This is a genomic window from Pseudomonas sp. NY15181, assembly GCF_048068055.1.
Taxonomy (GTDB): domain Bacteria; phylum Pseudomonadota; class Gammaproteobacteria; order Pseudomonadales; family Pseudomonadaceae; genus Pseudomonas.
Map to the genome: position 1 here is coordinate 80,262 of NZ_JBLUPT010000015.1, position 11,561 is coordinate 91,822.

Below are 11,561 nucleotides of genomic sequence, written 5' to 3' on the forward strand. Positions count from 1 at the left end.
CAGTAACCATCCTAGGGCCTGCACCGACTTGTCGAAAGTCGCGTTGGCGCAGCGTGACCTCTCTTGAAGGTCTTCGCCGCCCACGGTGTCGGGCATGATACTCGGGCCAGCGAAAAACCCATAAAGGAGTTCGTGCGCCATGCCACGGAAGTTGTTTCTTTCTCTGATACTGCTGCTTCTGGCCTTGACCGGTTGCGGTCGCGACGATCCGCGCGTGCAACTCGACGCCGCCGTCAAGCAATTGCAGGACAACCTGGAAGCCAAGAATAGCGGGGCCGTGATGGATCAGCTGCACAGCGACTTCCGCGCCAACGGCGAATTCGACCGCGACTGGGCACGGCGCACCATGACGCTGATGTTCCTGCGTCACCAGCAAATCAAGGTGATCGTCCTCTCCAGCGACAGCCAGCTCGACCCAACCTACTCCAGCCGCGGCCATACCCAGGCCCAGGTCGCCCTCACCGGCGCGGAGAACCTGATCCCCGACAGCGCCGCGCACTACAGTGTGAGACTGGAATGGTGGCGCGAAGGCTCCGAGTGGAAACTGGCGAGGCTCGACTGGCAATGACTGCTCCCCTGCAACACCGCATCCGCGCCGCCGGCCTGCTGGTGCGCGACGATCACATCCTGCTGGTGCGCCACGAGGTGGGCGGCGACCGCTACTGGATTCCGCCGGGCGGCGGCTTCGAGTCGGACAAGGATCAGTCCACCCGCGACACGGTGCGCCGCGAATGCTTCGAAGAGACGGGGCTGGCCGTGGAAGTCGGCCCCCTGGTGTACGTGCGCGAGTTCGCCGAGCCGCTGGCCGGGCGCTTCCACATGGAGCTGTTCTACCGGGTGGACGCCTGGGCTGGGGACGTCAGACTGGACAACCTGCGCGGCCTAGGCGGCGACGAGTTCGACATCCGCGAAGCCGCCTGGGTGCCGCGCAAGGAGTTGCCGCACCTGCCCTCCTACTACCCCGCCGAATTGCTCGACGACGTCTGGGAGCGCCTGGCCGAGGCGCAGCCGGTGATCCGCCACCTCGGCCTGCAGCGCTGACCAGGATTACTGCACGGGCTCGCTGGTGGGCTTGGCGATGATCGCCTGCAGCTCGGCGGTCATGGGGAATTCCAGGTTGAGGTTCTTCGGCGGGATCGGCTGTTCGAACCAGCGCTGGTAGATGTCCTTGATCTCGCCGGAGGCGTACAGGTCGGCCAGCGTCTGGTTGACCAGGGCGAGGAACTGCGGGTCGTCGCGGCGCACCATGCAGGCATAGATTTCCCGCGATTGCGGCTCGCCCACCACCACCCACTGGTGCGGATCACGGGCCTTGGCCTTCTCGCCATAGAGCAGCGCGTCATCCATATAGAAGGCCACCGCACGGCCGGACTGCAGCATGAGGAAGGCCTCGCCGTGGTCCTTGGCGCTGACCACGTTCATGCCCAGTTCATGCTCGACGTTGTACGCCTTGAGGTAACGCTCATTGGTGGTGCCAGCGGTGGTCACCACATTCTTGCCCTTGAGGTCGTCGAAGCCCTGGATGCCGCTGTCCTTGCTGGTCAGCAACTGGCCCTTCACATAGATGAAGCCGTAGGAGAAGGCCACCTGCTTCAGGCGTTCGGCGGTGACGCCGGTGGAGCCGCACTCCAGGTCCACGGTGCCGTTCTGCACCAGCGGGATGCGCGTCTGCGAGGTCACCAGGTTGTACTTCACCTTCAAGTCGGGCTTGTTCAGCTTCTGCTTCACGTGCTCGACCACCTTGCCGGCCAGGTCAACCGAGTAGCCCATCGGCTGGCCGCTGTTGTCGCCCAGGTAGGAGAACGGCACCGAGGCGTCGCGATAACCCAGGGTTATCGTGCCGCGCTCGGCGACTTTCTTCAGCGTGCCATCCAGTGCCTCGTTCGCCTGCGCCAGTGCGCAGACCAGGCTGGACGCCGCCAGCATTCCCAGTGCGAGTCGTTTCATGGGATCGATCCCTCTTGTTGTTGTGAGTCGGGTTGAGGTTCAGGGCCGCGCGGCGATCACCGTGATTTCCACCAGCACCGACGGCCGCGCCAGCAGCGCCTGCACCGTGGTGCGCGTCGGCGCGCAGCCTTCCGGCAGCCAGGCGGACCACTCGCCGTTCATGCCCTCGAAGTCGGCGGCGATGTCCTTCAGGTAGATGGTCGCGCTGAGCAGGTTCGCCTTGTCGGTACCGGCCTCGGCCAGCAGCGCGTCGATCTTCGCCAACACCTCGCGGGTCTGGCCCTGAATGTCGGTGGCCTGACCGGGCACCTGCCCAGAGAGGAACACCAGCGAGCCGAAGACCATAGCGCCGGAGAGGCGGTCGTTGGTGGCGATGCGTGTGAGTTGCATGGTGAGTCTCCAAATCCGCAGAAATCAGCCGGCCAACCGCTCGGGCGTGAGCCCGCTGGTGTCGATATCCGGGCGGCGCCCGGCGATCTGCGCGGCGATCAGCTGCGCGCTGCCGCAGGCCAGGGTGAAGCCCAGCGCGCCGTGGCCGAGGTTGAGCCACAGCCCGCGCGGCCCGCAGGCGCCCACCAGCGGCACGCCGGTGGGAGTGGCCGGACGCATGCCGGCCCATTCGATGGCGGCGCCGTAGTCGCAGGCATCGGGCAGGGTATCCGCGGCTTGCTGGCGGATCAGCGCCAGCCGCTTGGGCTCCAGGCGCGGGTCGAAGCCGACGATGTCGACCATGGCGGCGATGCGCAGGCGGTCGCCGATGCGCGCGTAGACCACCTTGCGGTCGTAGTCGGTGAGGCTCACATCCGGGGCGAAATCGCTGGCACGAATCGGCGCGGTCAGGCTGTAGCCCTTGAGCGGATACAGCGGCAGGCGCGGCCCGCCCGGCAGCAGCGCAGCGCTGCGGTAGCCGGCGGCGAGCACGACGTGATCGGCCTCGAAGGTCTCCCCGCCCGCCTCCACACCAGCCACGGCGCCGTTTCGGAGGACCAGCCGCGCGGCGGGATGCCCGTAGAGGATTCGGCAACGACCCGAGGCCTGGAGGCGCTCAGCCAGGCGCTGGCAGAAGCGGAAGCAATCAGCGACCTCCTCGTCCGGCGTGTGGATGCCACCGACGAAGGGCGCACGCTCCAGTGCCGGGTCCAGTTCGCGGCACTGCTGCGCCGAGAGCACGAGTTGCACGGAAGGATCGGACAGGTTCTGGCATGCGCTGCGGAAGCTGCCTTCATCGCGGAAGGCCACCAGCTTGCCGTTGCGCCGCCAGTCGAAGCCGTCCAACCCGTCTTCGCGCCACTGCGCCAGCGCAGCCTGGCTGAACAGCGCGAGGCGCAGCAGATGCCTGGCATTGGCCTGGTTCACCGAGCGCCGGCAGGCGACGGTGAATTCGAGCAGCCAACGCCATTGCGCCAGGTCCAGGCGCGGGCGCAGGCGCAGCGGCGAGTCCCCGCGCAGCAACCAGCCCAACGCCTGCTGCGGCACGCCGGCATCGGCCAGCGGCGCCACATAGCGATAGGACAGCTGGCCGCCGTTGGCGAAACTGGTTTCCAGCCCGGCCGCATCCCGCGCTTCCAGCACGGTGACGTCGAATCCTTCGAGGACCAGCGCATGAGCGGTGGCCAGTCCGATCACGCCCGCGCCGATGATGCAAACCCGCTGTGCCATTTTCGTCCCACCGCCAGTCGATTCCAGGCCTCGACCTTAGAGCCGGATGACAGGCGGCGAACAATGAATAAAGATGGGCAACCCATAACCTTGCGTTATACGCGCACTTTATTTGCACAAGGGGAGTGCCCATGCGCCTGCGCCATATCGAAGTGTTCCAGGCCATCCGCGAGACCGGCTCGATCAGCGGCGCGGCGCAATTGCTGCACGTCTCCCAGCCGGCGGTGACCAAGGTGCTGCAGCACGCCGAGCAGCAGCTGGGCTTCCCGCTGTTCCTTCGCGTACGAGGAAAACTGCAGGCAACGCCCGAAGCGCTGGAACTGGAGCGCGAAGTGGCCAAGGTCAGCGAAAGCCTGCAGGGCGTGCGTCGCCTGGCGCAGAGCCTGCGCCGCCAACCGGAGAATCGCCTGCGGGTTGGCGCTACGCCGGCCATGGCGCTGTCGCTGCTGCCACCGGTGATCCGCGAATGGACCGATCGTTATCCACAGAGCAGTTGCGAGCTGGCCACCCAGCACTCCCGCGAACTGGTGCAGAACCTGCTGATGCGCGAACTGGACCTGGCGCTGACGCTGCAACAGACCGACCACCCCGGTCTGAGCTCGCAGCCCATCGCCAGCGGCCCGCTGGTGGCCTTGGCGCCGAGCGGGCACTGGCCGGAGGAACGCCTGGGCAAAGCGTTGACGCTGGACGAACTGGCGGGCGAGCCGATGATCGGGCTGTCCACGTCCGATCCGCTGTCCGCACGGCTGGAGGGCCATCTGGCGAACGTCGAACCGCCACCCCGCGTACGCATCGCCGTGCAGACCTATGCCCTGGCGCGCACGCTGGTGGAGGCAGGAACGGGATTGGCGCTGGTCGATCCTTTCACGGCATTGGGCGCCGACGAAAACCTCACCGCGCTGCGCCCGCTGTCACCGCCGGTGAAAGTGACGCTCTACGCCCTCACCCGCCGCGACGAAACCCCGCCGCACACCCAAGCGTTGCTGCTGGAGATGCTGGTGCGGCACGCCGAGAGGCAACTGGCGCAGCACCGCTTCGAATAAAAGACAGCCCCCTGCCGCACCGGGCAAGCGCCGCCGGGATGCGTGGACCGGCGGCGCCGCGCCGACAAGCCCCGGCGTGGCAGGAGGCTGCGTAAAACTCAGCGGCCGTAGCGTTCGCGGCCCCAGGCGATGAAGGTTTCCAGCATGCGCCGGAGCACCTGGGCGGTGGGCGCAGCCAGGTCCTCGCGGTAGCCGAAGGGCACCCGCTCATCCATGTAGTTGCACTGCGCCAATTCCAGCTGCACCGCGTGTACGTCCTGCTGCGGCCGGCCGTAATGACGGGTGATGTGACCACCCTTGAAGCGGCCATTGAGGATGTGGCTGTAGTTCGGCGCCTCGGCGCAGACCGCCACCAGGCGCTCGGCCAGTTGCGCATCGCAGCTGGCGCCGGAGTTGGTGCCGATGTTGAAGTCCGGCAGCTTGCCGTCGAACAGGTGCGGGATGTGCGAGCGGATCGAGTGGGCATCCCACAGCAGCGCGTAGCCGAATTCGGCCTTCAGGCGCGCCAGCTCGTCGGCCAGGGTCTGGTGGTAGGGCGTCCAGACTTCCGCCAGGTAGCGCGCGCGCTCCTCGGCGGACGGTACCTGGCCGTCCTTGAACAGCGGGCGGCCGTCGAACAGGGTGTCCGGGTACAGGCCGGTGGTGGCGGTGCTGTACAGCGGCTTGTCATCGGCCGGACGGTTGAGGTCGACAACGTAGCGCGAGTAGCCGGCGGCCAGGGTGCTGGCGCCCAGCTCCTCGGCGAAGGCGTAGAGCCGGGGAATGTGCCAGTCGGTGTCGGCCAGCTCACGGGCTTCGTCGACCAGACCGGCTTCCACCGCCGGGGTCAGGCGGGTACCGGGGTGCGGCATGCTGATCAGCAGCGGCACACGGCCGCGTTTGAATTCGAGAACGTTATCCATGGTTGACCTCTTCTCCATGACGAATGACGCGCTTGGGCAGGTCGCCGCCGAGCCAGTAGGCCAGTTCGGCGGGACGCTGGATGTCCCAGGCGATGAAGTCGGCGACCTTGCCCGCTTCCAGGCTGCCGTGGCTGTCGGCCATGCCCAGCGCCCGCGCGGCGTTGAGCGTGACGCCGGCCAGCGCTTCTTCCGGGGTCAGGCGGAAGGCGGTGCAGGCCATGTTCAGCATCAGGCGCAGGGACAGCGCCGGCGAGGTGCCGGGGTTGAGGTCGCTGGCGATGGCGATGGCCACGCCGTGCTTGCGCAGGGCATCCATCGGCGGCAATTGGGTTTCGCGCAGGACGAAGAAAGCGCCCGGCAGCAGCACGGCGACGGTGCCGGCCTCGGCCATGGCGATGGCGTCGCTCTCGTCCATGAACTCCAGGTGATCGGCGGACAGCGCGCCGTAGCGCGCGGCGAGGCTGGAACCATGCAGCGAGGAGAGCTGCTCGGCGTGCAGTTTCACCGGCAGGCCCAGTCGCTTGGCGGCCTGGAACACCCGCTCGACCTGCGCCGGGGAGAACGCCAGGTGCTCGCAGAAGGCGTCCACCGCATCCACGAGTCCTTCCGCCGCCAGGGCCGGGAGGATGTGTTGGCAGATCTGCTCGATGTACTCATCGGCGCGGCCGGCGTATTCCGGCGGCAGCGCGTGGGCCGACAGGCAGGTGGTGCGCACCGTCACCGGCAGCACCTGCTCCAGGCGGCGGGCGACTCGCAGCATGCGGCGCTCGCTTTCCAGGTCAAGACCGTAGCCGGACTTCACTTCCAGCACGGTCACGCCATCGGCCAGCAGCGGGCGGGCGCGCTTGATGGCGCTGGCCAGCAGCTCGTCTTCGCTGGCCTCGCGGGTGGCGCGCACGGTGCTGGCGATGCCGCCACCGGCGGCGGCGATCTCGGCGTAGCTGACGCCGTTCAGGCGCTGCTCGAATTCGCCGCTGCGATCACCGCCGAACACCAGGTGGGTGTGGCAGTCGATGAAGCCCGGCGTGACCCAGGCACCGCCCAGGTCCACCGTGCGTTCGGCGGCGACCGTCGGCAGCTCACTGCGCGGGCCGATCCATTCGATCAACCCGTCGCGGGTGACGATCGCCGCATCCTCGACGATCGAGTAGCGACCCTGGGCCAGGGTCGCTGCGTGGCAATGCTGCCAGAGAGTGCTCATAACGGTCTCCTCATGTAGCGGTACAACTTAGCCGTTCAGACCGGCCTGTTCGCGGACCAGTTCGCCCTTGCCTGCGCGCGGCTTGCACCAGATCAGGTAGGAGGCGACCAGGAACACCACCCAGATCACGCCGACGATCAGCGCCGTCTGGGTGTCCGGGAAGTAGCCGAGCACGCCGACGATGAACACCATGAAGGCAATCGCCAGGGCCGGGCCATAGGGCCAGAAGGGTACCGGGAACTTCAGCTGGGCCGCTTCCTCGCGGCTCATGCTGCGGCGCATGGCGACCTGGCTGACCAGGATCATCAGCCACACCCACACGGTAGCGAAGGTGGCGATGGAGGCGATCAGCAGGAACACGTTTTCCGGGATCAGGTAGTTGAGCAGCACGCCAACCAGCAGCGCTCCGCCCATCACCACCACGGTCAGCCACGGCACGCCGTGCCGGGAGACCTTGCCGAAGCTGCGCGGCGCCTGCCCCTGCTGGGCCAGGCCGTACATCATGCGGCCGGCGCCGAAGATGTCGCTGTTGATGGCCGAGATGGCCGCCGAGATCACCACGACGTTCAGTACGGCCGCGGCGGAGCCGATGCCCAGGTTGCTGAAGATCTGCACGAAGGGGCTGCCCTGGGTGCCGATTTGCGGCCAGGGGTACAGGCACATCAGGACGAACAGGGTAAGTACGTAGAACAGCAGGATGCGTGCCGGTACGGCGTTGATCGCACGGGGCAGAACGCGCTGCGGGTCCTTGGCCTCGCCGGCGGTGACACCGATGATCTCGATGCCGCCAAAGGCGAACATCACCACGGCGAAGGAGGCGATCAGCCCGCCGATGCCGTTGGGCATGAAGCCGCCGTGGCCGACCAGGTTGCCCACGCCCATGGCGGCTTCAGCGCTCACGTGATGGCCCAGGCCGAAGAGCATGATGCCGAAGCCGGCAGCGATCATCGCGACGATGGCGCCCACCTTGAGCAGCGACAGCCAGAACTCCATCTCGCCGAAGACCTTGACGTTGCACAGGTTCAGCCCGCCGATCAGGAACACGATGCTCAGCACCCAGATCCAGCGGGGCACATCGGGGAACCAGAAGCCCATGTAGATACCGAAGGCGGTGATGTCGGCGATGGCGACGATGACCATCTCGAACGCATAGGTCCAGCCCAGGACGAACCCGGCCATGGGGCCGAGGTAGGTGCTGGCATAGTGGCCGAAAGAGCCGGCCACCGGGTTGTGCACGGCCATCTCACCGAGGGCGCGCATGACCATGAACACTGCCGCGCCACCGATCAGGTAGGCCAGCAGCACCGCCGGGCCGGCCATCTGGATCGCGGAGGCCGAACCGTAGAACAGCCCAGTACCGATCGCCGAGCCGAGCGCCATGAATCGAATGTGCCGGGCCGAGAGCCCGCGCTTGAGACCGTCTTGCATTTCGCATCCTGTAATTGTTGTAGGCGAAAGACGGCACGGCCCCATTCCGCTGGAAGGGTCCGTGCCGTAGGGGCTGGCCTATGGCGGCCAGCGCCGGATCACAGGCTGGGCAGTACGCCGGCCGGCAGCAGGCCGGTCAGGCAGCCCTTGGCCAGCAGCTCGGACGCTGCTTCGATGTCCGGGGAGAAGAAGCGGTCGCGATCGTAGTGCGGCACTTCACGGCGCAGGGTCTGGCGCGCCTGTTCCAGCTTGGCGGTGGTCTTCAGGCCTTCGCGCAGGTCCAGGCCCTGGCAGGCACCCAGCCACTCGATGGCGAGCACGCCACGGGTGTTCTCGGCCATTTCCCACAGGCGCTTGCCGGCGGCCGGCGCCATCGACACGTGGTCTTCCTGGTTGGCGGAAGTCGGCAGGCTGTCGACGCTGTGCGGGTGCGACAGGGCCTTGTTCTCGCTGGCCAGGGCAGCGGCGGTAACCTGGGCGATCATGAAGCCGGAGTTGACCCCGCCGTTTTCCACCAGGAACGGCGGCAGCTGGGACATGTGCTTGTCCATCATCAGGGAGATGCGGCGCTCGCTCAGCGAGCCGATCTCGGCGATGGCCAGGGCGATGTTGTCGGCGGCCATGGCCACCGGCTCTGCGTGGAAGTTGCCACCGGAAATCACGTCACCCTCGGCGGCGAATACCAGCGGGTTGTCCGACACGGCGTTGGATTCGATCGCCAGTACTTCGGCGGCCTGGCGCAGCTGGGTCAGGCAGGCGCCCATGACCTGCGGCTGGCAGCGCAGGGAGTACGGGTCCTGGACCTTGCCGCAGTCCTTGTGGGAATTGGAGACTTCGCTGGAGTCGCCCAGCAGGTCGCGGAAGCACGCGGCGGTGTCGATCTGGCCGCGCTGGCCACGGGCGTCATGGATGCGCGCATCGAACGGCGAACGCGAGCCGAGCGTCGCTTCCACCGTCAGGCTGCCGCAGGCGATGGCGCCGGCGAACAGGTCTTCGGCCTTGAACAGGCCGCGCAGGGCGTAAGCAGTGGAAGCCTGGGTGCCGTTGAGCAGGGCCAGGCCCTCCTTGGCGGCCAGGGTCAGCGGCTCAAGGCCGGCGACTGCCAGGGCCTCGCTGGCCGGCAGCCACTCGCCTTTGTAGCGGGCCTTGCCTTCACCGAGCAGGACCAGGGACATGTGCGCCAGCGGCGCCAGGTCGCCGGACGCGCCGACCGAGCCTTTGAGCGGGATGTGCGGGTAGACCTCTGCGTTGACCAGGGCGATCAGCGCGTCGATGACCTTGCGGCGGATGCCGGAGAAGCCACGGCTCAAGCTGTTGATCTTGAGGACCATGATCAGCCGCACCATGTCGTCGTCCAGCGGCGCGCCGATACCGGCGGCGTGGGACAGCACCAGCGAGCGCTGCAGGTTTTCCAGGTCGTGGCTGGCGATGCGGGTCGAAGCCAGCAGACCGAAGCCGGTGTTGATGCCGTAGGCAGTGCGGTCCTCGGCGATGATCTTCTCGACGCAGGCGACGCTGGCGTTGATCGGCGCGTCGGCGCTGGCATCCAGGGTCAGGTGCACAGGCGCGAGATGAACTTGGCGCAGTTCGGCCAGGGTCAGGAATCCGGGTTTCAGGTGCAGTTTCATCGAATGTCTCCTAGGCCGCTCATCGGCATCGGCGTGGTCGCCGCCCGTGCCGGCAATTCAGGGTATGGACGGCGGTTGTGCCGCCGTCTTGGAAAGATGGTTCAGGCCCCATGCACCGGGTGTTCGGCGCTGGAACTGCGCACCGAGGTACGGCGCGCGACCAGGTAATAGAGAGCTGCCGGGACCACCAGACCGATAATCCAGGATATGTCCACGCCACCCAGCGCATCCACCAGCGGACCGGTGTAGAACTTGGTGGAGATGAAGGGCAGCTGAACCAGCACACCGGTCACGTAGACACTGATGCCGGGGATGTTCCAACGACCGTAGCGGCCGTCCGGATCTGCCAGAGCCGGCACGTCGTACCGCTCGCGGCTGATGCAGTAGTAGTCCACCAGGTTGACCGCGCTCCACGGAGTGAAGAAGGCCAGCAGGAACAGAATGAAGGACTTGAACGCACCCAGGAACGAGTGCTGGCCGAGCAGCGCGATCAGGGTCGCGGCGCCGACGATCAGCAGCACGAACACCAGGCGTTGCAGGCGCGTCACCTCAAGATGGCCACGGAAGCCGCTGATGATGGTGGCGATGCACATGAAGCTGCCGTAGGAGTTCAGCGTCGAAATGGTGATCTTGCCAAAGGCGATGCTGAAGTACAGCAGCGCGGCGACGGCGCCACTGCCGCCCAGGCCGACGATATAGGCCACTTCGCGACCGGCGAACTGACCGTTGGCCATGGCCGCGGCGAACACGCCGAAGATCATCGCCACCTGCGCGCCGACCACCGAACCGGCACCGACGGCGAGGAAGGTCTTCACCGACGAGGTCTCGCTCGGCAGGTAGCGGGAGTAGTCGGCCACGTACGGACCGAAGGCGATCTGCCAGGAGGCCGCCAGCGACACCGCGAGCAGGAAGCTGCCCCAGCTGAAGTGACGGATGGCCAGCAGTGCGCCGACATCGGTCTCGCTCATCAGGCGGCTGAACAGGTAGACGAAGGCGATCACGCCGATGACGCTGGCGATACGGCCGATGACGTGAATCACGCGGTAGCCGAGCACAGTGACCAGCACGATCACGCTGGCGAACATCAGGATGCCGACGCTGTCGCTGACGCCGAACAGCTGGCCCAGCGCCTGGCCGGAGAGCACCGTGCCGGTGGCGGTGAAGCCCATGTACATCAGGCACACCAGCACCATCGGGATGGCCGCGCCGTAGACGCCGAATTGCACGCGACTGGAAATCATCTGTGGCAGACCGAGCTTCGGGCCCTGCGCCGCATGCAGCGCCATTACGCCGCCGCCCAGCAGTTGGCCGATCAGCAGGCCGATCAGCGACCAGAACACGTCGCCGCCCAGCACCACGGCCAGGGCGCCGGTGACGATGGCGGTGATCTGCAGGTTGGCGCCCAGCCAGAGGGTGAACTGGCTGTAGAGCTTGCCGTGGCGCTCGGCTTCGGGAATGTAGTTGATCGATCGCCGCTCGATCAGGGGCTTGGAGCTATCACTGGCCTGGGACATCGTTATTGTTCTCCCGGGAAATTCTTGTTGTGTTGAAGCTCTTCCATACAACAGACGGACCGAGCCGCCGCACCACGCCGTGCGACGGCTCCCTTCCTGGTCCTGGCGGCGAACCGCCTGAGGCTTACTTGCCGGTGATCATCGGCAGGTTCAGGCCCTGCTCCTTGGCGCAGTCGATGGCGATCTGGTAACCGGCATCGGCATGGCGCATCACGCCGGTGCCTGGGTCGTTGGTCAGC

12 protein-coding genes are annotated in these 11,561 nt (G+C 66.8%); 3 read left to right on the top strand and 9 right to left on the bottom strand.

Features of this window, described 5'->3' with window-relative positions; translation table 11 throughout:
• The first annotated feature begins 139 nt into the window (after positions 1-139).
• The gene (locus ACNFBT_RS25680) at positions 140-568 is read left to right on the top strand and encodes a hypothetical protein (protein ID WP_416753522.1); all 429 of its coding nucleotides are present in this window, start codon (positions 140-142) and stop codon (positions 566-568) included.
• Entirely contained in the window at positions 565-1,041 is a 477-nt protein-coding gene (locus tag ACNFBT_RS25685; RefSeq protein WP_416753523.1) for an NUDIX domain-containing protein, read from the top strand. The genes ACNFBT_RS25680 and ACNFBT_RS25685 overlap by 4 nt, the downstream gene beginning before the upstream one ends.
• A 6-nt stretch (positions 1,042-1,047) precedes the next feature.
• Here the strand turns inward: ACNFBT_RS25685 and ACNFBT_RS25690 are convergent, their stop codons facing one another.
• Genes ACNFBT_RS25690 through ACNFBT_RS25700 form a run of 3 tightly spaced genes read right to left on the bottom strand, consistent with a single transcriptional unit; the run spans position 1,048 to position 3,606 of the window.
• On the bottom strand, positions 1,048-1,947 hold the full coding sequence (locus ACNFBT_RS25690) for a transporter substrate-binding domain-containing protein (protein ID WP_416753524.1): 900 nt from the start codon (positions 1,945-1,947) through the stop codon (positions 1,048-1,050).
• A gap of 39 nt (positions 1,948-1,986) precedes the next feature.
• Complete coding sequence (locus ACNFBT_RS25695) at positions 1,987-2,337, bottom strand: RidA family protein (protein ID WP_416753525.1); 351 nt, start codon at positions 2,335-2,337, stop codon at positions 1,987-1,989.
• Between the two features lie 24 nt (positions 2,338-2,361).
• Positions 2,362-3,606 (bottom strand): D-amino acid dehydrogenase, encoded by a 1,245-nt coding sequence (locus tag ACNFBT_RS25700; protein ID WP_416753526.1) that lies wholly within the window; start codon positions 3,604-3,606, stop codon positions 2,362-2,364.
• Positions 3,607-3,737: 131 nt separating this feature from the next.
• On the opposite strand from ACNFBT_RS25700, the gene ACNFBT_RS25705 reads away from it, so the two are divergent.
• Complete coding sequence (locus ACNFBT_RS25705) at positions 3,738-4,649, top strand: LysR family transcriptional regulator (protein ID WP_416753527.1); 912 nt, start codon at positions 3,738-3,740, stop codon at positions 4,647-4,649.
• Positions 4,650-4,747: 98 nt separating this feature from the next.
• Here the strand turns inward: ACNFBT_RS25705 and hutG are convergent, their stop codons facing one another.
• The 6 genes from hutG to ACNFBT_RS25735 all read right to left on the bottom strand — a co-directional run.
• Complete coding sequence (gene hutG, locus ACNFBT_RS25710) at positions 4,748-5,551, bottom strand: N-formylglutamate deformylase (protein WP_416753528.1); 804 nt, start codon at positions 5,549-5,551, stop codon at positions 4,748-4,750.
• A complete protein-coding gene (gene hutI / locus ACNFBT_RS25715) occupies positions 5,544-6,752 on the bottom strand; it encodes an imidazolonepropionase (RefSeq protein ID WP_416753529.1) in 1,209 nt (402 codons plus the stop codon). The genes hutG and hutI overlap by 8 nt, the downstream gene beginning before the upstream one ends.
• A 27-nt stretch (positions 6,753-6,779) precedes the next feature.
• Positions 6,780-8,180 carry an amino acid permease gene (locus ACNFBT_RS25720; protein WP_416753530.1) on the bottom strand — a complete coding sequence of 467 codons (1,401 nt, stop codon included), beginning with the start codon at positions 8,178-8,180 and terminating at the stop codon, positions 6,780-6,782.
• Between the two features lie 98 nt (positions 8,181-8,278).
• On the bottom strand, positions 8,279-9,808 hold the full coding sequence (gene hutH / locus ACNFBT_RS25725) for a histidine ammonia-lyase (RefSeq protein WP_416753531.1): 1,530 nt from the start codon (positions 9,806-9,808) through the stop codon (positions 8,279-8,281).
• 101 nt (positions 9,809-9,909) lie between these two features.
• Positions 9,910-11,322 carry a purine-cytosine permease family protein gene (locus ACNFBT_RS25730; RefSeq protein ID WP_416753532.1) on the bottom strand — a complete coding sequence of 471 codons (1,413 nt, stop codon included), beginning with the start codon at positions 11,320-11,322 and terminating at the stop codon, positions 9,910-9,912.
• Between the two features lie 124 nt (positions 11,323-11,446).
• Positions 11,447-11,561 (bottom strand): hypothetical protein (locus ACNFBT_RS25735; protein ID WP_416753535.1); only part of this gene is annotated, 115 nt, incomplete at its 5' end.

Bases quoted from the DNA above. Each gene is read 5' to 3' on its own strand.
- ACNFBT_RS25680 (WP_416753522.1), top strand. From the start codon at position 140: ATGCCACGGAAGTTGTTTCTTTCTCTGATACTGCTGCTTCTGGCCTTG.
- ACNFBT_RS25685 (WP_416753523.1), top strand. From the start codon at position 565: ATGACTGCTCCCCTGCAACACCGCATCCGCGCCGCCGGCCTGCTGGTG.
- ACNFBT_RS25690 (WP_416753524.1), bottom strand. From the start codon at position 1,947: ATGAAACGACTCGCACTGGGAATGCTGGCGGCGTCCAGCCTGGTCTGC.
- ACNFBT_RS25695 (WP_416753525.1), bottom strand. From the start codon at position 2,337: ATGCAACTCACACGCATCGCCACCAACGACCGCCTCTCCGGCGCTATG.
- ACNFBT_RS25700 (WP_416753526.1), bottom strand. From the start codon at position 3,606: ATGGCACAGCGGGTTTGCATCATCGGCGCGGGCGTGATCGGACTGGCC.
- ACNFBT_RS25705 (WP_416753527.1), top strand. From the start codon at position 3,738: ATGCGCCTGCGCCATATCGAAGTGTTCCAGGCCATCCGCGAGACCGGC.
- hutG (WP_416753528.1), bottom strand. From the start codon at position 5,551: ATGGATAACGTTCTCGAATTCAAACGCGGCCGTGTGCCGCTGCTGATC.
- hutI (WP_416753529.1), bottom strand. From the start codon at position 6,752: ATGAGCACTCTCTGGCAGCATTGCCACGCAGCGACCCTGGCCCAGGGT.
- ACNFBT_RS25720 (WP_416753530.1), bottom strand. From the start codon at position 8,180: ATGCAAGACGGTCTCAAGCGCGGGCTCTCGGCCCGGCACATTCGATTC.
- hutH (WP_416753531.1), bottom strand. From the start codon at position 9,808: ATGAAACTGCACCTGAAACCCGGATTCCTGACCCTGGCCGAACTGCGC.
- ACNFBT_RS25730 (WP_416753532.1), bottom strand. From the start codon at position 11,322: ATGTCCCAGGCCAGTGATAGCTCCAAGCCCCTGATCGAGCGGCGATCG.